Raw genomic sequence first — 20,748 nt, forward strand, 5'->3', positions numbered from 1 at the left:
CCACCGGGGCCGCGTGCGGCTCGAACGCTTTGCGCCCGCGGGTGGGTGCGGGGTGGCAGGGTGGGCGCATGCTTCTCGACGCCGGCGGCGACTACGACGGTCTGACGTTCACCGAGGAGGACCTCGCGGGCCAGGACGGCAGCGAGGCGCGGTTCCTGGACTGCACGTTCGTCGGTGTCGTGCTGGACGGCGCGGACCTGCGGCACGCACGGTTCGTCGACTCCGAGTGGAGCGGCGTGCGGGCGTCCGAGCTCGACCTGTCGAGCACCGCGTGGCAGGACGGCGAGTGGCGGGACTGCCGGCTCGGCGCGGTCCAGGCGTACGGGTCGCGGTGGACGCGCCTGCATCTCGTCGGCGGGAAGATCGACTACCTCAACCTGCGCGACGCGACGCTCGAGGAGGTGCGGCTGTCGGGGGTCGTGGTCGACGAGCTCGACCTGGCCCGGGTGCGCGCGAAGCGGCTCGTGCTGGAGGACTGCCGCGTGCGGCGGCTCGACGTGACGGGCGCGTCGCTGACCGATGCGGACCTGCGCGGCGTGCGGGACCTGCAGCACCTCGACGGCGTGGCGGGGCTCGCCGGCTCGACGATCACGTCCGAGCAGCTGGTCGAGCTCGCGCCGGCGCTCGCCGAGCACCTGGGTCTGCGCGTGCGCTGACGCCCACGCCGGGTGGCGGTCAGGAGAGCGTCATCGCCAGCGCCGACCTGGTGAACGCGTCGGGGTCGTCGGGGCGGACGCCGACGGCCGCGAGCTGGCCCAGCCCGACGACGGAGGCGAGCGCGACGAGCGAGCGGCGGCGGGCCTCGTCGGGGTCGTGGCCGAGCTCGACGAGCAGGTCGGCGAGGTAGTCGACGCGCCGCTGCGACACACGCGCCACCACGTCGCCGACCCCCTCGACGGCGGCCTCGACGTAGAGCCGCGCGGACTCACGGCGCAGGCGGGCGACCGCGGCGAACAGCGCCTCGAGGCGCGCGCGGGCATCGCCGCCGGTCTGCGCGAGCGCGATCACGGCGTCGGTGTGCTCGTCCTCCCACCGCGCGACGACGGCGGCGACGAGCTCGGCGCGGTCGGCGAAGTGCCAGTAGAAGGAGCCCTTGGTCGCGCCGAGCGAGCGCGCGAGCGGCTCGACGCGCACGGCGGCGAGGCCGTCGCGCCGGAACGTGTCGTAGGCCGCGTCGAGCCACGCCTGCTTCGTCGTCGAGGCCTTGACCATGATCCGTACGCTACCGTACGGTCATGTTCCGTACGGCACCGTACGGAACGGCTGCCACGAGGTGAGGGGGCACCACGATGGGCACGGCGATGGGCACCACGACGGGCACGACGACGCGCACGCGCTGGTCGCTCGCGATGCGCGACTTCCCGCCCGACTACGCGGACACGACGATCGTCCGCCTGCCCGACGGCGCCACGACGGACCCGCGCACCTGGGCCACGACGACGTTCTCGCCGCGCACCATGCCGCGCTGGGTGCTCGCCGCGCTCGGGCTGCGCCAGCTCCTCGTCCCGCTGATCGGGGTCCGGCCCGCACCGCGGGCCACGTTCGCGGTCGACGAGGTGGTCGCCGACGAGCACGGGGGCGAGGCGCTCGTCGTCGCCGACGACCGGCACCTCGACTTCCGGTGCGGCGTCGCGGTCGACGCGCGGGCGGGCCTCGTCGCGGTCACGACGAACGTGCGCGTCCACAACCGGCGCGGCCGGCTCTACTTCCTGCCCGTGCGCGCGCTGCACCCGCACGTCGTGCGCAGCATGCTCACGCGCGCCGCGCGCGTCCTGGCGCCCTGACCCCGGCTGCTCAGTCCAGCGCGGGGCCGCACGCGGCCGCGGCGGTCGCGGCCAGGTGGTCCAGGCCGTGCACCGCGAGCAGCGGACGCGTGTCGTCGACGACCGCCCAGCAGCCGTCCTCGATCGCGTACCGCGAGCGCGGCCCGTCCGTGACGTAGGCGTGCAGCGCGGCGACGAGCCGGTCGACCGCCTCGCTCGGCGTCCCGACACCCACCGACGCGCGGATCGCGCCGTTGCTCGCCCCCAGGCGCGTGAGCAGCGGGTGCGCGCAGAACCGACCGTCGCGCACACCGATGCCGTGCTCCGCGGCGAGGTACGCCGCGACGAGGCCTGGGTCGTGGCCCTCGACGGTGAACGTCACGACGCCCACCGGCTCGGCCGAGTCCGGCCAGATGCTCGCGACCCGCACGCCCGGCACCTGCTCGAGACCCGCGACGAGCCGCGAGCGCAGCGCCTGCTCGTGCGCGACGAGCGCGCCGTCGGGCAGCGCCGCGAGCGCGTCGCACGCCTGGGCGAGCGCGATCGCGCCGATGACGTTGGGCGACCCGGCCTCGTGGCGCGCCGGGGCCGGCTGCCACACCGTCCGATCGGTCCGCACGTCGCGCACCGCACCTCCCCCTGCGAGGTACGGCGTGCCCGTGTCGAGCCAGTCGCGGCGGCCGACGAGCGCGCCCGCGCCGAACGGCGCGTAGATCTTGTGGCCGGAGAACACGACGTAGTCGGCGCCCGAGCGCGCGAGCGAGAAGCCGCGGTGCGGGACCAGCTGGGCCCCGTCGACCGCGACGCGCGCCCCCGCGGCGTGCGCGATCTCGACGACCTGCTCGACGGGCAGCGCCTCGCCCGTGACGTTGGACGCCCCCGAGACCGTGACCAGCGCGTACGGCCGCGCGGCGAGCTCGGTGCGCAGCGACTCGAGCGTCGCCGCGACCGTCTCGGCGATCGGCAGGATCGTCGTGCGACGGCCCTGCGGGTCGGACGAGCGCAGCCACGGCAGCAGGTTCGCGTGGTGCTCGAGGTCGAGCACCAGGACGCGCTCGCCGGCGGGCACGACGCCCGCGAGCAGGTTGAGCGAGTCGGTGGTGTTGCGCGTGATGATCGCGACGTCGTCCTCGCGCGCGTCGACGAACCGCGCGATCGTCTGCCGCGCGGACTCGTACAGCGCGGTCGACACCTGCGAGAGGTACCCCGCGCCGCGGTGCACCGACGCGTACAGCGGCAGCACCTCCGCGACCCGGTCGGCCACGGCCTGCAGCGCCGGGGCGCTCGCCGCGTAGTCGAGGTTCGCGTAGACGCGCTGCGTGCCGTCGACGAGCGGCACCGTGGTGCTGGCGCCGACCACCGGCAGCAGGGGCTCCACGGCGCCCGCCGGGGTCGTCGTCGGGGTCGTCGCACCCGTCGTCGGACAGGACGTCGTCTCGGCCAGAGCGGTCACGGGGGTACCTCCGTGGGTCCGGGGACTCCGGGGTCGGGCGTCCCGCGCTTGCCGTCACCGGTCGGTGCACGGCCTGGTCGTCACCCGGGGCACCCCACCGCGGAGGAGGGTTGCCGGCCAGCGAGCCGGGGCTTCGCGCTGGCACTCATGACCTGACCGAAAGGGTGACGAGCCGGACGAGCGGCTGTCAACGCAGACGCGCGTCCGTCTCGTCACACGGGACGGTGTGTCCACGAGGTGGATACCTGCGGCGGACCGGCGTTAGTCTCCTCGCACCATCCAGAGCGGCCGAGAGATCTGGCTCGACGACGCCGCAGCAACCCGCAGGCCCCGCGCCTGGCCGAGGGTGCTACCGCCAGGACCGATGGAGGAGCGACATGGCCGAACCCTACGCAGGCGACCTCACCCCGCAGGAGGCCTGGGACCTCGTGACGTCCGACGAGCGCGCGCTGCTCGTCGACGTGCGCACCGAGGCCGAGTGGCAGCAGATCGGCGTCCCGGACGCCGCCGACGCCGACGACCGCGCCGCGTTCGTCCAGTGGCTGACCCCCGCCGGGCCCAACCCCACGTTCCTCGACGAGCTCGCGGCCACCGGGCTGCAGCCCGGCGACGGCCGGCCCGTGGTGTTCCTGTGCCGCTCGGGCGTCCGCTCCGTGGCCGCCGCACAGGCCGCGACCGCTGCCGGCTACGGCCCCGCCTACAACGTGCTGCGCGGGTTCGAGGGCGACGTCGGACCCGACGGGCAGCGCGGCCACTGGGGCTGGCGCGCCGAGGGTCTGCCCTGGCGGCAGGCGTGAGCGCGCACGTCCCGGGCCCCGGCGACTGGGACTCCCGGCGCGTCGAGCGCTCGACGCTGCGCCCCGACACGCTCGCGGTGCGCGGCGGTCAGGTCCGCTCGCAGTTCGGCGAGTTCGGCGAGGCCCTGTTCCTCACCCAGGGCTTCACGTACGACTCCGCGGGCCAGGCCGAGGCCGCGTTCGCGGGCGAGGTCGACCGGTTCCTGTACTCGCGCTACAACAACCCGACCGTCTCGACGTTCGAGGAGCGCCTGCGGCTGCTCGACGGGGCCGAGGCCTGCTACGCCACGGCCACCGGCATGAGCGCGGTGTTCACGGCGCTCGCCGCGCTCGTCGGGTCCGGGTCGCGCATCGTCGCGGCGCGCGCGCTGTTCGGGTCGAGCGTCGTGATCTTCGACGAGATCCTCGCCCGGTGGGGCGTGCGCACCGACTACGTCGACGGCCACGTGCTCTCCCAGTGGGAGGAGGCGCTCGCGACCCCGGCCGACGTCGTGTTCTTCGAGACGCCGTCCAACCCGATGCAGGACCTCGTCGACATCGAGGCCGTCTCGCGCCTCGCGCACGCCGCCGGCGCGGTCGTCGTCGTCGACAACGTATTCGCGACGCCCGTGTTCTCCCGACCGCTCGACCTGGGCGCGGACGTGGTCGTGTACTCCGCGACCAAGCACATCGACGGGCAGGGCCGTGTGCTCGGCGGCGCGATCCTCGGCTCGTCGGACTTCGTCAACGGACCCGTCCAGACGCTCGTCCGCAACACCGGGCCGTCGCTGTCGCCGTTCAACGCGTGGGTGCTGCTCAAGGGCCTCGAGACGCTGTCGATCCGCGTGCGGCACCAGGCCGCGTCCGCGCTCACGCTCGCGCGCTGGCTCGAGTCCCACCCGGCGGTCGAGTCCGTGCGCTACCCGTTCCTCGAGTCGCACCCGCAGCACGACCTCGCGCTGCGGCAGCAGACCGGCGGCGGGACGGTCGTGACGTTCACGCTCCGCACGCCCGACGGCGCGACGCCCGAGCTCGCGAAGAAGACGACGTTCGGCGTGCTCGACGCGCTGCGCATCATCGACATCTCCAACAACCTGGGCGACGCGAAGTCGATCGTCACGCACCCCGCCACGACGACGCACCGCAAGCTCGGCCCCGAGGGTCGCGCGAAGGTCGGCATCGGCGAGGCCACGGTCCGCTTCTCGGTCGGCCTGGAGGACGTCGACGACCTGCGCGAGGACCTGGACCAGGCCCTCGCCACCCTCCGCTGACCGCCCCGCGCCCCGCGCCCCGCGCCCCGCACCACCCGACGACCCCGGGGTTGCTCCGGCTCAGACCGTCCGAAGCCGGAGCAACGACGGGGTCGCCGTGCGTCTTGTCGGCCGACCCCGTGGTTGCTCCGGCTCTGACGAGCGATACCAAGAGCAACGACGGGGTCGTCGGGACCCACTGTCGACCCCGGGGTTGCTCCGGGTCTGGCCGGTCGGAGCCGGAGGAAGGGCGGGGTCGTCAGGGGTGGGCGGGGAGGGTGCGGGCCAGCGTGCGGGCGATCGTCGGCGCGTGGCGACGGGAGCGGCCGACGAGCACGAGCTCGACGCGGTCGACGCCCGTGCGGCGGGCGAGCTCGGCGGCCTCGTCGACGACCGTGCCCGGCGCAGCGACGAGCATCGTCGCGTCCGCCTGCCACGCGAGGTGGCTGAACGCCGCGGAGTAGGCCAGGTGGCCGCGTCGACGAGCCGCGTCGTCCTCGTCGTCGGCGACGACGGTCTCGACCTCGAGCACGACCGTGACGTCGTCGCGCGAGCGGCCGACGGCCGCGACCTCGTCGTCGAGCATCGCGACGAGCGCGCGGACCGACGCGTGCGTCGGCAGGCCGGCGCCGTGGCGGACCCGGATGACGTCCGCGCGGGCGGCTGCGAGCGCGAGGGTCGTGGGGACGAGCGTCGCATCGTCGATGACGAACTCGGTGACGTGCCGCGGGGCGGGTGCCGCGAGCGCGACGGTCGCGGCGGAGGACGTGAGGTCGGGGGACGTGACGGAGGGGGTGCGCACGTGCGCGAGGGGCTGAGCCACGGGAGGAGGTCCTCGGGTCGGACGGGGATGCGCGACGAGGGCCGTCGGGCCGCGGGCGCGCGCGAGCGTCAGCTCAGCGACAACACACCCGGACCGAGAACATGGCGGACAGGCTAACCATGGCCCGCTCGTCGTGACCACCCCATGTCCACGATCCGTCGCGTACTTCACCCGTGAAGGGAACTTCGCCGGCAACCGCCCGCAAGTTTCGGCCTCATACCCGGAATCGTTTAGCGGATGGACCGAAAGGGAAACCCCGGTCGAAGGTCCGAAGTGTTCAGCCCGCGTTCACCGTGCGTCCGCCGGTCGGTCTCCAGCCCGCGCGGGCGCGAACGCTACTTCCGGGGGGCAAGCGTTTCCATGACTCAGCTCGTGCTCATCGCCGTCGACCTGCTGGCCGTGTCCGCCCTCGCCGGCGTCTACTTCCACCGGCACCGTCGCCGTGACCTCGTCGCCGCGTTCGTCGGCCTCAACGTGGGCGTGCTGGCCGTGGCGTCCTCGATGAACGACGGCGGGATCGGCGCGGGCGTCGGGCTCGGGCTGTTCGGCGTGCTGTCGATCATCCGCCTGCGCTCCGCGGAGATCGACCAGAGCGAGGTGGCCTACTACTTCGCGGCGCTCGCGCTCGGCATCCTCGGCGCGCTGCGGCTCGACCCGTGGTGGCAGGCGCCCGCGCTCATGGCGCTGATCCTCACGGCCGTCGTCGTCGGGGACCACCCGCGCCTGCTGCGCCGCTACGCACGCCAGGAGCTCGTGCTCGACGGCGCGATCGCCGACCGCGTCGCGCTCGTCGGGCGGCTCGAGCAGCTGCTCGGCGCGCGCGTGCACGCCGTGTCCGTGCAGCGCCTCGACCTCGTCAACGACACCACCTGGGTCGACGTGCGGTACGAGACACCGGCCTCGCCGCGGCGCCGCGCGGCCGCACCCCGCCGCGAACCGGCGCACGCCGGCATCGCGCCGTGGGAGGTCTCCGGGTGACGGCGACGGTCGACGACCTGCTGCGGCGGCTCGCCCCGGTCAGCCTCGAGGAGCTGATCGCGGCCGCCGAGCTCCAGACGCGCGTCGACCGCAAGTACCTGCTCCCCGTCGGTCAGGTCGACCCCCTCGTCGTGCACCTGGCCGACACGGCGCAGGTGCTCGAGATCGGCACCACGCGGCTGTTCGACTACGAGTCGGTGTACTTCGACACGCCCGACCTGCTGGCGTACCGGCTCGCGGCCACCCGACGCCGCCGCCGGTTCAAGGTCCGCACGCGCAGCTACCTCGACTCGGCGCAGTGCTGGCTGGAGGTCAAGACGCGCGGCCCGCGCGGCGCGACGGTCAAGGACCGGCTGCCCTACGAGCTGCGGGACCGCCTCTCGGTCGCGCCCGGCCGCTGGTACGTCTCGACGGTGCTCGACCGCACGGGCGTGCTCGCGGGCAGCGGGCGGGACCTCGACGACCTCGTGCTGCGGCCCGTGCTGGTCACGCGCTACCTGCGCACGACGCTCCTGCTGCCCGGCACGGCGAGCCGCGTGACCATCGACACCGGCCTGCGCTGGGACGACGGCACGCGCAGCGCCGTGCTGGACGGGCTCGCGGTGGTCGAGACGAAGACCGGGTCGACCGCGTCCGCCGCGGACCGTGCGCTGTGGTCGCTCGGGCACCGGCCGGTGCGTGTCTCGAAGTACGCGACCGGCCTCGCGGCGCTGCGTCCCGAGCTGCCCTCGCACCGCTGGCGGCGCACGCTGCACCGCCTCGCACCCCACCTCGAGCCGGCCCCCGACGCGCGCGAGTGAGCCCCACGGGCGCCTGCCGGCCGCCCGCCACGGACGCAGCCCGCGTCCCTGACGAAGGAGAGTCCCATGCGCGCCTCGCTGCCGAGAGCCGCCACGACCACCCTGCTCGCCGCCGCGATGCTCGTCGGCGCGGGCGCGGCCGCCTGGGCCGCACCGCCGGGCGCCCGGCCCGCCGCGCAGCCCGCCGGAGCCCCGGGTGACGTGCCCGCGCTCGTCGCGCCCGCCGCGGTCGACACGGGCCTGGCCGGCGACATCACGTTCTCGCGCGCGAGCGGGACGTTCACCGGCAGCGTCCAGGTCACGCTCGGCACGGGCGTCGCGGGCGCGCAGATCCGGTACACGACCAACGGCGAGGCACCGACGGCGAGCTCGCCCGTGTACTCCGCGCCGCTCACGCTGACGCGCAGCACCGAGGTCCGCGCGCAGGCGTTCGTCGGCGGCACCGCGACGGGCGAGCCCGGCTCGGCGCAGTACGTCGCGACGAGCGTGACGACGACCCACGACCTGCCCGTGCTCGTCGTCGACAACTACGGCACGGGCGCGGTCGGCGACGACTGGCGCAACGCGGCGTTCCTGTCGTTCGAGCCCACGGGCGGCACGACGAGCCTGAGCGCGGCACCCGAGCTCGTCTCGCGCGCCGGGTACCACCTGCGCGGGCAGTCGAGCCGCATGTTCGCCAAGCTGCCGTACCGGATCGAGCTGAGGGACAACACCGACGACGACCTCGACCTGCCGCTGCAGGGCATGCCCGCCGAGTCCGACTGGGTGCTGCGCGGCCCGTTCAGCGACAAGTCGCTGGTGCGGGAGGCGTTCGTGCTGGACCTCGGCCGCGAGCTCGGCCTGCAGGTCCCGCGGTACAAGCTCGTCGAGGTGTACGTGAACGAGGACTCCCAGCCCGTGAGCAGCGACGACTACCGGGGCGTCTACCTGTTGCTGGAGACCATCAAGAACCAGAAGAACCGGCTCGACCTCAAGAGCCTCAAGCCCGAGGACGTCACGCCGCCCAAGGTCGAGGGCGGGTACATCCTGAAGTTCGAGTGGCAGGCCGCCGAGGGCGTCACGCTGCCCTGCACGGGCAGCACCTCGACGTGCTGGCGGGACCTGGAGGTGCACGATCCCGACGACCTGGTGCCCGCGCAGCGCGACTGGATCGCCGGGTACGTGCAGAAGTTCCACGACTCCCTGCGCTCGTCGCAGCCGGCCGACCCGAGCACCGGCTACCCCGCGTACATCGACGTGGACTCGTTCGTCTACCAGGTGATCGTCAACGAGCTGAGCCGCGAGATGGACTCGTACATCCGCAGCCAGTACTTCTACAAGGACCGCGGCGGCAAGCTGGTCGCGGGGCCGTTGTGGGACTACGACCTGTCGTTCGGCGTCGGCGGGTACTTCGGCAACGAGCAGACCAGCGGGTGGCAGTACCAGCAGACCCGCACGCCCGTGGCGAACGACTGGTTCGTGCGCCTCATGTCCGACCAGGCGTTCGCCAACCGCGTGAAGGTGCGCTGGCAGGAGCTGCGCCGCGGCGCGCTGTCGGACGCGAGCCTGCAGGCGCGCCTCGATGCGCTCACCGCGCCGCTGGGCAACGCGGCGGCGCGCAACTTCGCGAAGTACCCGAACCTGTCGACGCGCATGATCGGCCCGTTCATCACCTCGACCACCGGGACGTGGCAGGGCCAGGTGCAGGACCTGCGCACGTGGCTGCGCAGCCGCGCGGCGTGGCTCGACACCACGGCGGCCTGGGGTGGTCCGACGACCCCGCTCCCGACCGACGAACCCACGGAGGAGCCCACGGAGGACCCGACGGACGACCCCACGGAGGACCCGACCGACGAGCCCACCGACGACCCGACGGACGACCCGACCGAGGAACCCACGGACGAGCCGACGACGAGCCCGGCCGGTTGCACCGCGTCGGTGAACGTCCCGAGCCGGTGGCCCGGCGGGTTCCAGGGCGACGTGGTGGTGACCGCAGGGTCACGGCCGGTGAACGGCTGGACCGTGACGTTGACGTTCCCGGCGGGCTACGGCGTGAGCCAGGTGTGGAACGCGTCGACGACGACGAGCGGGCAGACCGTGACCGCGAGGAACGTCTCGTGGAACGGCTCGCTCGCGGCGGGTGGCACGGCGATGTTCGGCTTCATCGGCAGCGCACCGACGTCCGGCGGCACGGGCACCCCGACCGCCACCTGCAGCGCGAGCTGACGGACGGCCCACGCCGGCTCGCGGACGCGGCGGCCCGCCCTCGTGGCGGGCCGCCGCGTCGTGCCGCGACCCGCGCGGCGAGTCCGCCCGGGGCACCGCCGAGGACGCCGCTCAGCCGAGCGGGCGGCCGAACCAGAGCGTGAGGAAGTCGCCCGCGCGGTCGGTGAACGGCAGCACCGGCCGGTACCCGGCGGACAGGTACAGCGTCACGGCCTCGGGCTGGCGGATGCCGGTGCCGAGCACGGTCGTCGCGAATCCGCGGGCACGGGCCTCGTCGTGCGCCGCCGCGAGCAGCGCGCGCGCCACGCCCGTCCCGCGCGCCTCGTCGGCGACGAACATCTTCTTGAGCTCGACGCTCCCGTCCGGGTAGCCGGGGCGCGGCGCCCGCAGCGTCAGGCAGCCCGCGGGCGTCCCGCCCACGCGTGCGAGCCACGTGGTGAGCGCGCCGACGCCCTGGCGCGCGTCGTCGGACGCGAAGCCCTGGTCGGGCTCGTCGGGGACGAGCTCCGGGTAGCGCTCGACGTTGAACGCCCACATCGCGCGCCGCAGCGCGCGGGCGTCGGGGTGGTCCCACGGCACGGTCTCGATCGTCACGTCCGCACCGGCGGTCGAGGGTCCCGACGAGACGCGCGGCGCCGGCGACAGGTCCTTGGCGAAGCACCGCGAGGACGGCTCGTCGACGTACTCGGCGTAGTTCGGGATCGACCGGTAGCCGAGCGCCAGGTACAGCCCGATCGCGTCGGGCTGCAGCACACCGGTCTCGAGCACGAGGCGCGTGAGGCCGCGCTCGGCCGCGAGGCGCTCGAGCTCGACCATGACCCGCCGCGCGTGGCCGCGTCCACGTGCCGACGGCACGGTGTACAGCCGCTTGACCTCGCCCGCGCCGGGGCCGAGGTCCGCGGACGCGTCACGCAGCGCGACGCACGCGACCGGCTCGTCGTCGTCCCGCGCCACGACCATCGCGACGATCCCGTCGCCCGTCATGGTGTGGCCGATGTCGTCGTCGCCGTACCGCTCGCGCAGCTCCGCCTGCTGGGCGGTGCGCAGGGCCGCGGCGTGGACGTCGTCCCAGTGGACGAGGTCGAGCGCGACCGTCATGCGTCAGCCGACGAGCGAGTGCAGGACCGAGGTGAAGAACCGCAGGCCGTCGGTGCCGCTGCGCGGGCCCTTCGCGCCGTCGGGGCCGAAGCCCGGCTCGACGGCGTGCTCGGGGTGCGGCATGAGGCCGACGACGTTGCCGCGCGCGTTGCTGATGCCCGCGATCCCGCGGCGCGAGCCGTTGGGGTTGTGGTCCTGGTAGCGGAACACGACCCGACCCTCGCCCTCGAGCTCGTCGAGCGTGCGCTCGTCGGCGACGTACTGGCCGTCCTGGTTCTTCAGCGGGATCGTGATCCGCTCGCCGGGCGTGTAGTCCCGCGTCCAGGCGGTGTCGACGTTCTCGACCGACAGCACCTGCTCGCGGCACACGAAGTGCAGGTGGTCGTTCTTGATCATCGAGCCCGGCAGCAGGTGCGCCTCGGTGAGCACCTGGAAGCCGTTGCAGATGCCGAGCACCGGCAGGCCGCCGTGCGCGGCGTCGACGATCTCGGTCATGACCGGCGCGAACCGGCTGATCGCGCCCGCGCGCAGGTAGTCGCCGTAGGAGAACCCGCCGGGCAGGACGACCGCGTCCACGCCGTGCAGGTCCGCGTCCGCGTGCCACAGCGCGACAGGCTCGGCGCCCGCGAGGCGCACCGCGCGCGCGGCGTCGCGGTCGTCGAGCGTCCCCGGGAAGGTGACGACGCCGATGCGGGTCACGCCGGGACCTGCTCGTCCGCGTAGACCGCGACGACGTCCTCGATCACGGGGTTCGACAGGACCTGCTCGCCCGCCTCACGGGCCGCGGCGAGCACCTCGTCGGTGACGTCGCCGTCGACCTCGAGCTCGAACCGCTTGCCCTGCCGCACGCTCGCGAACTGACCGAACCCGAGACGGCTCAGCGCGGCGGCGACGGCCTTGCCCTGCGGGTCGAGGATCTCCGGCTTCGGCATGACGTCGACGACAACTCGTCCCACAGGTCTGCTCCTGGTTGCGCGGTGGCGGGGGGTTCGTCGCGAGTCTACCGACCCGCACCGCACGCCCCGCCCGCCGCCCGCCGGTCGGACAGGCGCCCCGGGCGGGTCAGCGGTCGGCCTCGCGGAGCACCGGTCCGGCCGTCGTCCCGCGCACGGGCGCGGCCCGCGGCGTGTCGAGAGCGGGCACCCGACCTCGCAGCAGCGCCACGACGTCGACGAGCGCGACCTCGTCGGCGGGCCCGCGCAGGACGACGAGCAGCGCGACGAGCGGCGGGAGCACGACGAGCCCGCCGCCCACGACCGCGTACGACAGCACCGGCGCGTACGAGACCTCGAACGACAGGAGGAACACGGTCAGGGCGACCGCCAGCAGCGCCACGAGCCCGCTGCGCAGGTGGTCCCGCACGACGAGGCGGTGCGGCTGGTCGTGCGGCGCGTCGAGTCGGGGTCGCACGCGGCGCACGGCGCGCACGGCGGCGAGCGTCCCGACGAGCAGGCCGCACACGACGACGGCAGCCGCCACCGGACCGAACCCGCCCGGCGGGACCGCGGTCGTCTCGACGCACACCTGCCCGCACGACACCACTTCGAGGTGCCCGGGCGCCGCGAGCACGACGCCCACGGCGGCGAGGGTCCCGGCGAGGACGCCGGCGGCCACCCACCGCAGCGCGGTCCGCGCCGCGAACCGGCGACGCGGGGCCCAGTCCCACCCGAGGTCCCAGGGCGTGGGGGCCTCGCCGGGCTGGGCCACGAGGTGCTTGGCCCGCCACCGGTTCAGGTGAACGGCGCGACGTAGCAGGACGACCGGGAGCAGTGCCAGCACGTACGCGAGGAACGAGCCGGTCCTCGTCAGCGCCGCCACCGCCAGGAACGGCCACGCCGACCACAGCCACTCGCCGAGCGCGCCCGACACGGTGCTCCGCTCGTCGTGCGCCCAGCCGCGGTGGTGCACGGGGATCCGGGTGTCGAGCAGCCGGTACGCGGCGCGGGTCCGCAACGGGGGTCCGGTGCGCACGCGCGTGGCGAGCCCGCCGCGGACGAGCCCGAACCCCTCGCGGACGCCGACGCGCTGCGGGTCGCTCCCGCCGATCTCGGCGATGTCGGCGAGCAGGTCGGCCACCTCACGCGCCCGCGCCGCACGCCACCGGGGCGGGTAGGCGGCGAGGCACCAGCGCAGCGGGAGCCCTCCGGGTCCGCGGCGCGCCATCACGCACGGCCCAGCGCGGGCCGCGCAGGCCGCACGGAGAGGATGCGCCGCGCGCGTGACGCGAGCTCGCGCAGCCGGTCGGTCTCGGCGGTGACCTCGGCGAGGCCCTCGTCGGTCAGCCGGTAGTAGCGCCGCAGGCGCCCGTCGACGACGACCTCGTCGGACATCTGCGCCCAGCCGCGCTCGACGAGCCGGTCGAGCACGCCGTACAGCGTCCCGGCCCCGAGCGCGACGCGCCCGCCCGACAGCGCCTTCACCTCGCGTACCACGCCGTAGCCGTGGCGCGGCTCGTCCGCGAGCGCGAGCATCACGAGGTACGTCTGCTCACTCATCCCCTTGGCCATATCCGATATATATCGCTGAACGACATATGCGCACAAGGGGTTCGAGCAGGTCAGTCGTGCCCGCGGACCTCGTGCGCCTCGTGCGCGACCCGCACCGTCAGCGCCCCGGGACGCACGCGCGCCTCGACCTCGCGGAACTCCCCGACCGGGTCGCCGTCCAGCTGCGCGGCCACCGGCCGGCTCACCCGCACGCGCACCGCGGGCGCCTGCTGCCGGTCGAGGTGCCGGTGCCCCGGCCCCGAGCGCACCACGGTCACGAGCGTGCGCACCCAGCCGACGAGCCCGCGCGGCGCGACCACCGCGACGTCGAGCAGCCCGTCGTCGAGCTGCGCGTCCGGCATGAGCTCGAGCCCGCCCTGCAGGCGACCGCTGTTGCCGATCACCACGGCCTTCGCCGAGCGCCGCACCGGCGTGGCGCCGGCCACCTGGACGTGCGCCGTGAAGCCGCGCCCGACCGCCGCCCGCAGCCCGCCCAGCAGGTACGCGGGCCACCCGACGGCGGCCTTGAGCCGTTCATCGGTGCGCGCCATCGTCTCGGCGTCCAGGCCGACGCCGGCCATCACGAGGAACACGTGCTCGCGCGCGTCGCCGTCGAACCGCATGACGCCCACGTCCACCCGCTCGTCGCGCCCGTCGAGCACCACGCGCATGGCGTCGCCCACGTCGTCCGCCGTCAGGCTCAGCGCACGCGCCAGCAGGTTGCCCGTGCCACCCGGCAGGAGCCCGAGCGGGACGTCGCCGCCCGCGAGCACCTCCGCCACCGCGCGGACCGTGCCGTCGCCGCCGAACGCGCACACCAGGTCCGCGCCCTGCTCGAGCGCCGCGCGCGTCTGACCGACCCCCGGGTCCTCCGGGGTGGTCTCGAGCCACAGCGGCCGCTCCAGCCCGGCCTGCTCGCAGACCTCGTCGAGCAGGGGTCGCGCGTCGACGACCTCCGGCTTCGACGGGTTCGCCACGATCGCCACGCGCGTCATCGTCGTGCTCCCGTCGTCGTGCTGCCGTCGGCGTCCACCGCGTGCGCGTCGTCAGCTGCCTTCGACCGCGGCGTGCTCAGCCAGCCCCACCCCAGCACCGCGCACAGGAGCCCGTTGACGCACCCGACGAGCACGTCGCTCGGGTGGTGCATCCCCCGGTACAGGCGCGAGGTCATGACGAGCACCGGGACCAGGAGCAGCACGACCGTCAGCACGACCCGCAGCCACGTGCGCCGGATGCGCTGCGCCATGAGCGCGAGCGTCACGTACAGCGCGGTCGACGCACCCGAGTGGCCGCTCGGGAAGCTCGACGTGGGCGGCGCCTCGTCGAGCTGCTCCACGTCCGGTCGACTGCGCCCGACGAGCGCGGACGACCCGAGGAACACCATCACCTGCGCGCTGAGCGCGACCGCGGGGACCACCGCGTACCACCAGCGACGCGTGCGCCACCAGACGGCGGCGACGACGAGCACGCACACCGCGATGATCCACTGGGTGTTGCCGACGTGGGACGCGAACGCGGACAGCGCGTCGAGCGTCGCGGTGCGCTGCTCGACGAACCACCGGCTGACCGGGTCCTCGCGCTCGGCGACCCAGCGCAGCGGGCCGTCGAGCAGCATCCCGAGCCCGACGACCACGGCGCCCCAGACGACTGCGGGCAGCAGCACGCGCACCGCCAGGTCACGCGCGGCCCGCCGCGGCTCGGGTCGGGTCGCGACGTCCGGGTCCCAGCGGTGCAGGTCGAGCATCAGGCCGCGCCCCTCTCGTCGTCGTGCCGGTACCAGTGCCGGAAGCCGAGGTACGACGCGAGGGCGAACCCCACGCCGAGCAGCATCCCCGCGACCACGTCGCTCGGGTAGTGGACGCCCAGCATGACCCGGTCCGCGGCGGTCGCCACGGTGAGCAGCGCGGCGCCGGTCACGGCCGCGACCCGCAGCCCCCGCGAGCGCAGCGAGGGCCACACCAGCAGGACGAGGACCGTGGTCATCAGCGCGGTGTTCGTCGCGTGACCGGACGGGAACGAGTACCCGTGCGCGACCTCGACGGGCTCGTCGAGCACGGGCCGGGCACGCTGCACGAGCTCCTTGAGCACGTTCGACAGGGCCCAGCCCGCGAGGACGGTCACGGCCGCCCACACCGCACGCGCGGTGTCCCGCGTGCGCCACCAGTACCAGCCGCACAGCGCCAGCACCGGGATGACGAGGTTGCGCGCGAGGAAGACCGTCTGCCAGACGACGAGCGCGCGCAGCAGCCCCGGCTCTCCCCCCGACAGCCGCGTACCGGCGTTCACGGCGGCCTCGTCGAGCCGCACGAGCGGGGACCACTCGCCGCGCACGAGCAGAGCGACGGCCACGACGAGCACGCCCGTCCCGACGCCGGTCAGCACCGCGAGCCCGAGGCTTCGAGCGCCGCGCACGGCGCGCTCGGGCTCGGCCGGGCGTGAGCTCGGTCGGGGGCGGCGCAGGAGCTGGCGGGTCACGCGGCACACCGTGCCACACGCCGGGCGAACCGGCCTGTCGAGCGGCGTCCGGCACCCGTGCGGGGGACCTCGCGGCCCGGCTCGCGCGGCGGGCTCAGAGCGCGAGCGGCACTCCCGTGAGGCGCTCGTACGCCTCGAGGTAGCGCGCCCGCGTGCGCTCGACCACGTCGGCCGGCAGCGGCGGGGGCGGTGCGTCCGACGCGCGCTCCCACCCCGACGACGCCGACGTCAGCCAGTCGCGCACGAACTGCTTGTCGAAGCTCGGCTGCGGGTGCCCGGGCTGCCACTGGTCGGCGGGCCAGAACCGCGACGAGTCCGGTGTGAGCACCTCGTCGCCGAGCGTGATCGCGCCCGTGGCGGGGTCGGTGCCGAACTCGAGCTTGGTGTCCGCGAGCAGCACGCCGCGCTCGCGCGCGATCGCCTCGGCCCGCGAGTAGACCGCGAGCGTGAGGTCGCGCAGCGCGGCGGCGTTCTCGTCGCCGACCGTCGCGGCGACCACCGAGAACGGCACGTTCTCGTCGTGGTCGCCCAGCTCGGCCTTGGTGGCGGGCGTGAAGACGGGCTCGGGCAGACGCGAGCCGTCGACGAGGCCCGCGGGCAGCGGGATGCCGGTGACCTCGCCCGACGCGCGGTACTCCGCGAGCCCCGAGCCGGTGAGGTAGCCGCGCACGACGCACTCGACCGGGAACATCTGCAGGCGCCGGCAGATCATCGCGCGGCCCGCGACCGCGGCGGGCACGTCGGTCGACACCACGTGGCTCGGCACCAGGTCGGCGAGCTGCTCGAACCACCACAGCGACAGCTGCGTGAGCACCACGCCCTTGTCGGGGATGCCCGGGGAGAGCACGTGGTCGTACGCCGAGACGCGATCGCTCGCGACGACGAGCACCACGTCGCCGTGCTCCTCCCGCACGGCCCGGCCCTGCGCGCTCTCGTCGGGGACGTACAGGTCCCGGACCTTGCCCGAGTACGTGTGCGTCCACCCGGGGAGGGCGGCGGTGGTCGTCGCGGCGGGGGCGTCCGTGGCGTCGTGGGTCACCGGGACAGTCTGGCCGCTCGCAGCCGCGAGGTCACATCGGGGCCAGCAGGTGGGCGGGGCCCGACGAGCGGCGCGTCAGGACGCCGCGGACGCCTTCGCCGCGATGTCCGAGCGGTGGTGCGCGCCCTCGAGCCCGATGCTCGCGACACCCACGTACGCGCGCTCGCGCGCCTCCGCGAGGTCCGCGCCGGTCGCCGTCACGGACAGCACGCGCCCGCCCGCGCTGACCACGCGACCCTCGGCGTCGTACGCGGTGCCGGCGTGCAGCACGTGCACACCCTCGACGGCCTCGGCCGTCTGCAGCCCGGTGATGACGTCGCCCGTGCGCGGCGCGGCCGGGTAGCCCTGCGACGCGACGACCACGGTGACCGCGGCCTCGTCGGACCACTCGAGCGGGGCGAGCGCGCCCAGGCCGCCCGTCGCCGCCGCGTGCAGCACGCCCGCGAGCGGGGTGCGCAGGCGCGCGAGCACGACCTGCGTCTCGGGGTCGCCGAACCGCGCGTTGAACTCCACGACGCGCACGCCCTTCGACGTCAGCGCGAGCCCGCAGTACAGGACGCCGACGAACGGCGTGCCGCGGCGCGCCATCTCCGCGACCGTGGGGCGGGCGACGGTCTCGAGGACCTCCTCGACGAGTCCGTCGGGCGCCCACGGCAGCGGCGTGTACGCGCCCATGCCGCCCGTGTTCGGGCCCTTGTCGTCGTCGAGCGCGCGCTTGAAGTCCTGCGCCGGCACGAGCGGGACCACGTCGGTGCCGTCCGACAGCACGAACAGCGAGACCTCGGGGCCGTCGAGGTACTCCTCGACGACGACCGCGCCGCCCTCCTTCGCGAGGCACGCACGCGCGTGGTCGACCGCGACCTGACGGTCCTCGGTCACGACGACGCCCTTGCCCGCCGCGAGCCCGTCCTCCTTGACGACGTGCGGCGCGCCGAGCTCGTCGATCGCTGCGACGGCCTCCTCGACCGTGCGCGCGACGCGCGGCTCGGCCGTGGGCACGCCCGCGGCGGCCATGACCTCCTTGGCGAACGCCTTGGAGCCCTCGAGCCGCGCGGCCTGCGCCGACGGCCCGAAGACCGGGATCCCGGCGGCGCGCACCGCGTCACCCACGCCCGCGACGAGCGGCGCCTCGGGGCCGACGACGACGAGGTCCGCGCCGAGCTCGCGCGCGAGGTCCGCGACCGCCGCGCCGTCGAGCGGGTCGACCGCGTGCAGCGTCGCGACCTCGCCGATCCCCGGGTTGCCGGGGGCCGCGTGCAGCTGGGTCACGGCCGGGTCGAGCGCGAGGGCTCGGGTGATCGCGTGCTCACGGGCGCCGGTGCCGACGACGAGGATCTTCACGGCGGCGAGGGTACCCGCGCGCCCCGGCCGCGCGTCGGGGCGTCCCACACGTCAGTCGTCGGGGCCGGTCGTCGGGGCCCGTCGTCGGGGCCGGTCGTCGGGGCCCGTCGTCGGGTCAGTCGTCGAGCGGCAGCGGGAACACGTCGGCGTACACGCGCACGCGGCGGCGACCCTCGGTGTCGCCCGCCTCCTTGCGCGCCTTGGCCGCGTCCGTGTGCCGGTCGATGACCTCGACGAGCTCGTGGGACAGCGCGGACGCCTCCTCGAGCGTGAGGTCCGACGACGACGTGGTGTGCACCGCCACGTCGTCCCACGGCGCCGCGGTGCTGATCGAGTCGAACCAGGTCTGCAACGTCTCGGCGCGCTCCTGGATGACCGCCCGCAGCGCGGTGTCGGCCGCGAGGCGCGCGGCCGGGTCGTCGAGGTGCCGCCGGTCGAGCGTGAAGCCGACCGGCCGCCACCAGCGCTCACGACCGCCCGTCGGGGCCGTCGGGTCGTCCTCGATCAGCCCGTGCCGCTCGAGCTGGCGCAGGTGGTAGCTCGTCTGGCCGGTGCTCTCCCCCAGGTGCCGCGCGACCTGGCTCGCCGTTCCGCGGCCGTGCGCGGTCAGGTACCGGTACATCGCGATGCGCAGCGGGTGCGCGAACGCCTTCAGGGCCTCGACGCCGAGCGCGCGGGGCGCGTCGCCGAAGGGCGACGACGACTCGAGCGGCGACGACTCGGCAGGTGCGCCGTCCGCACCCTGCGCGGAAGACGGGAGTCGAACCCGCCTTCCCTCGTCGGGCGTCGCGGCGTCGTCGACGGACGCGGGGGGCTTGCGCTCGGCCATATGCAGAGATACCTTTGCACTCGTTCCTTTGCAGAGATTCCTTTGCATCGAACTCTCTGCACTACCACGAGCCTAACGGGAGCACCGATGACCACCACGCAGACGCACCAGGACGTCACCGCGGCGACCGCGTCGTCGGTGCCCGCGGAGACCCCGGTGACCACCGAGCCGCTCGGCTCGCGGTTCACCGCGCTCCTCACCACGACGGGCCTCGCCAACCTCGGCGACGGCATCGTGCAGATGGGCGCACCGCTGGTCGCCCTCACGCTCACGCGCTCCCCCGGTCAGATCTCGCTGCTCGCGGCGGCCACGTGGCTCCCCTGGCTCCTGCTCGGGCTCGCGGGCGGCGTCGTGGTCGACCGCACCGACCGTCGCACCGCGCAGGTCGTGGCCCTGGCCACCCGCGCCGCGCTGCTCGGCGTGGGCGCGTGGCTCGCGCTGACCGACGCGCTGTCGATGCCCGCGCTCGTCGTGCTCGTCCTGCTCTACGGCGTGACGGAGGTGTTCGCGGACCTCGCGCAGACCTCGCTCGTCCCGGACGTCGTGCCGCGGCCCCGGCTGCAGGCGGCCAACGGTCGGCTCATCGCCGTGCAGCAGGTGACCAACACGTTCGTCGGCGGACCCGTCGCAGGCGGCCTGCTCGCCCTCGGCACCGGCTGGGTGTTCGGCCTGCCCGCCGGGCTCGCCGTGATCGCGGTCGTCGTGCTCCTGCGCGGCGTGCCGGGACGCTACAAGCCCGAGCGGACGCAGGAGAGCAAGCCGGTCGCGGACGTGCGCGAGGGCCTGCGCTACGTCGTGCACCACCCCGTGCTGCGCCCGTTCGTCATCGGCGGCGGCGTCATGAACATGGCGAGCACCGCGTACTTCTCGGTGTTCATCCTGTGGGTCGTCGGGCCCGGGTCGCGCATGGAGATGCGCGCCGAGCACTTCCCGCTCGTCACCGCCGTGCTCGCCGTGGGCGCCGTCATCGGCTCGCTGCTCACGGAGATGCTCGTCGACCGGCTCCCCGAGCTCGCCGTCATGTACGGGTGCTGGCTCGCGTGCGTGCCGCTCATGGTCGTGCCGCTCGTCGCGCCGACGGTCCCCGCGCTCGTCGTCGCGATCTTCTTCCTCGGCCTGACCAACACGATCGGCAACACCATCTCGCAGTCGCTGCGCCAGCGGATCGTGCCGCGCGCCCTGCTCGGCCGCACCACCGGGGCGGGGCGGACCATCGGCTACGGCCTCATGCCGGTCGGCGCGCTGCTCGGCGGGCTCGTCGCCGAGCACGCGGGGCTGCCCACGCTGTTCGTCGGCGCGACCGTCCTGACGGCGCTCGCCATCGCGTACCCGGCGCTCACCGTGCGCCGCTCGACGGTCGCCGCGGCCGAGGCCGCGAACACCGACCGGCACGACGAGCCCGCCTGAGACCTTCCAGGGGCGACGAGAGCCG

The 20,748-nt window shown here is 74.7% G+C and carries 22 protein-coding genes and 2 riboswitches; of the genes, 8 read left to right on the forward strand and 14 right to left on the reverse strand.

The window, feature by feature from the left end:
• Positions 1–68: 68 nt before the first annotated feature.
• Positions 69–656, forward strand: a complete 588-nt coding sequence (locus F1D97_RS00430; protein ID WP_236121790.1) for a pentapeptide repeat-containing protein — start codon at positions 69–71, stop codon at positions 654–656.
• A gap of 19 nt (positions 657–675) precedes the next feature.
• Here F1D97_RS00430 and F1D97_RS00435 read toward each other — a convergent pair whose 3' ends face one another.
• The gene (locus tag F1D97_RS00435; protein ID WP_236121791.1) at positions 676–1,212 is read right to left on the reverse strand and encodes a TetR/AcrR family transcriptional regulator; all 537 of its coding nucleotides are present in this window, start codon (positions 1,210–1,212) and stop codon (positions 676–678) included.
• 89 nt (positions 1,213–1,301) lie between these two features.
• Here F1D97_RS00435 and F1D97_RS00440 point away from each other — a divergent pair, with 89 nt between their 5' ends.
• Positions 1,302–1,784 (forward strand): DUF2867 domain-containing protein, encoded by a 483-nt coding sequence (locus F1D97_RS00440; protein ID WP_236121792.1) that lies wholly within the window; start codon positions 1,302–1,304, stop codon positions 1,782–1,784.
• Positions 1,785–1,794: 10 nt separating this feature from the next.
• Here the strand turns inward: F1D97_RS00440 and F1D97_RS00445 are convergent, their stop codons facing one another.
• A complete protein-coding gene (locus tag F1D97_RS00445) occupies positions 1,795–3,216 on the reverse strand; it encodes an aminotransferase class V-fold PLP-dependent enzyme (protein ID WP_396022544.1) in 1,422 nt (473 codons plus the stop codon).
• Positions 3,217–3,255: 39 nt separating this feature from the next.
• Positions 3,256–3,369, reverse strand: a riboswitch (SAM riboswitch).
• Positions 3,370–3,488: 119 nt separating this feature from the next.
• A riboswitch (SAM riboswitch) is annotated at positions 3,489–3,587 on the forward strand.
• Between the two features lie 6 nt (positions 3,588–3,593).
• On the opposite strand from F1D97_RS00445, the gene F1D97_RS00450 reads away from it, so the two are divergent.
• Together F1D97_RS00450 and F1D97_RS00455 are read left to right on the forward strand one after the other, a co-directional pair.
• On the forward strand, positions 3,594–4,013 hold the full coding sequence (locus F1D97_RS00450) for a rhodanese-like domain-containing protein (protein ID WP_236121793.1): 420 nt from the start codon (positions 3,594–3,596) through the stop codon (positions 4,011–4,013).
• Positions 4,010–5,263, forward strand: coding sequence for an O-succinylhomoserine sulfhydrylase (locus F1D97_RS00455; RefSeq protein WP_236121794.1), 1,254 nt, complete (start codon positions 4,010–4,012; stop codon positions 5,261–5,263). Before F1D97_RS00450 ends, F1D97_RS00455 begins: the two co-directional genes overlap by 4 nt.
• Before the next feature lie 238 nt (positions 5,264–5,501).
• On the opposite strand, the gene F1D97_RS00460 is transcribed toward F1D97_RS00455, so the two are convergent.
• Entirely contained in the window at positions 5,502–6,065 is a 564-nt protein-coding gene (locus tag F1D97_RS00460) for a hypothetical protein (protein ID WP_236121795.1), read from the reverse strand.
• Positions 6,066–6,425: 360 nt separating this feature from the next.
• On the opposite strand from F1D97_RS00460, the gene F1D97_RS00465 reads away from it, so the two are divergent.
• From F1D97_RS00465 to F1D97_RS00475, 3 genes are all read left to right on the forward strand, one after another.
• On the forward strand, positions 6,426–7,043 hold the full coding sequence (locus F1D97_RS00465; protein ID WP_236121796.1) for a DUF4956 domain-containing protein: 618 nt from the start codon (positions 6,426–6,428) through the stop codon (positions 7,041–7,043).
• Positions 7,040–7,843, forward strand: coding sequence for a polyphosphate polymerase domain-containing protein (locus tag F1D97_RS00470; protein ID WP_236121797.1), 804 nt, complete (start codon positions 7,040–7,042; stop codon positions 7,841–7,843). The genes F1D97_RS00465 and F1D97_RS00470 overlap by 4 nt, the downstream gene beginning before the upstream one ends.
• A gap of 66 nt (positions 7,844–7,909) precedes the next feature.
• Positions 7,910–10,048 (forward strand): CotH kinase family protein, encoded by a 2,139-nt coding sequence (locus tag F1D97_RS00475; RefSeq protein WP_236121798.1) that lies wholly within the window; start codon positions 7,910–7,912, stop codon positions 10,046–10,048.
• 111 nt (positions 10,049–10,159) lie between these two features.
• Here the strand turns inward: F1D97_RS00475 and F1D97_RS00480 are convergent, their stop codons facing one another.
• The 11 genes from F1D97_RS00480 to F1D97_RS00530 all read right to left on the reverse strand — a co-directional run bounded on the left by F1D97_RS00480 (position 10,160) and on the right by F1D97_RS00530 (position 19,316).
• Positions 10,160–11,146, reverse strand: coding sequence for a GNAT family N-acetyltransferase (locus F1D97_RS00480; RefSeq protein ID WP_236121799.1), 987 nt, complete (start codon positions 11,144–11,146; stop codon positions 10,160–10,162).
• Positions 11,147–11,149: 3 nt separating this feature from the next.
• The gene (purQ, locus tag F1D97_RS00485) at positions 11,150–11,845 is read right to left on the reverse strand and encodes a phosphoribosylformylglycinamidine synthase subunit PurQ (protein WP_236121800.1); all 696 of its coding nucleotides are present in this window, start codon (positions 11,843–11,845) and stop codon (positions 11,150–11,152) included.
• A complete protein-coding gene (purS, locus tag F1D97_RS00490; RefSeq protein WP_236121801.1) occupies positions 11,842–12,102 on the reverse strand; it encodes a phosphoribosylformylglycinamidine synthase subunit PurS in 261 nt (86 codons plus the stop codon). The genes purQ and purS overlap by 4 nt, the downstream gene beginning before the upstream one ends.
• A 106-nt stretch (positions 12,103–12,208) precedes the next feature.
• Positions 12,209–13,309: a hypothetical protein gene (locus F1D97_RS00495; RefSeq protein ID WP_236121802.1), complete on the reverse strand. Its 1,101-nt coding sequence runs from the start codon at positions 13,307–13,309 to the stop codon at positions 12,209–12,211.
• Positions 13,309–13,641, reverse strand: coding sequence for a PadR family transcriptional regulator (locus tag F1D97_RS00500; protein WP_236121803.1), 333 nt, complete (start codon positions 13,639–13,641; stop codon positions 13,309–13,311). The genes F1D97_RS00495 and F1D97_RS00500 overlap by 1 nt, the downstream gene beginning before the upstream one ends.
• 62 nt (positions 13,642–13,703) lie before the next feature.
• Positions 13,704–14,627, reverse strand: a complete 924-nt coding sequence (locus tag F1D97_RS00505; protein WP_236121804.1) for a diacylglycerol/lipid kinase family protein — start codon at positions 14,625–14,627, stop codon at positions 13,704–13,706.
• Complete coding sequence (locus F1D97_RS00510) at positions 14,624–15,376, reverse strand: phosphatase PAP2 family protein (protein ID WP_236121805.1); 753 nt, start codon at positions 15,374–15,376, stop codon at positions 14,624–14,626. The genes F1D97_RS00505 and F1D97_RS00510 overlap by 4 nt, the downstream gene beginning before the upstream one ends.
• The gene (locus F1D97_RS00515; RefSeq protein ID WP_236121806.1) at positions 15,376–16,107 is read right to left on the reverse strand and encodes a phosphatase PAP2 family protein; all 732 of its coding nucleotides are present in this window, start codon (positions 16,105–16,107) and stop codon (positions 15,376–15,378) included. Before F1D97_RS00515 ends, F1D97_RS00510 begins: the two co-directional genes overlap by 1 nt.
• 94 nt (positions 16,108–16,201) lie before the next feature.
• The gene (locus F1D97_RS00520) at positions 16,202–17,146 is read right to left on the reverse strand and encodes a phosphoribosylaminoimidazolesuccinocarboxamide synthase (RefSeq protein ID WP_236121807.1); all 945 of its coding nucleotides are present in this window, start codon (positions 17,144–17,146) and stop codon (positions 16,202–16,204) included.
• Between the two features lie 75 nt (positions 17,147–17,221).
• Positions 17,222–18,487: a phosphoribosylamine--glycine ligase gene (purD, locus tag F1D97_RS00525; protein WP_236121808.1), complete on the reverse strand. Its 1,266-nt coding sequence runs from the start codon at positions 18,485–18,487 to the stop codon at positions 17,222–17,224.
• Between the two features lie 115 nt (positions 18,488–18,602).
• On the reverse strand, positions 18,603–19,316 hold the full coding sequence (locus F1D97_RS00530) for a helix-turn-helix domain-containing protein (protein ID WP_236121809.1): 714 nt from the start codon (positions 19,314–19,316) through the stop codon (positions 18,603–18,605).
• Between the two features lie 87 nt (positions 19,317–19,403).
• Here F1D97_RS00530 and F1D97_RS00535 point away from each other — a divergent pair, with 87 nt between their 5' ends.
• Complete coding sequence (locus F1D97_RS00535; protein ID WP_236121810.1) at positions 19,404–20,723, forward strand: MFS transporter; 1,320 nt, start codon at positions 19,404–19,406, stop codon at positions 20,721–20,723.
• The last annotated feature ends 25 nt before the right edge of the window (positions 20,724–20,748 follow it).

The organism is Cellulomonas palmilytica (genome assembly GCF_021590045.1).
Lineage (GTDB): Bacteria > Actinomycetota > Actinomycetes > Actinomycetales > Cellulomonadaceae > Cellulomonas > Cellulomonas palmilytica.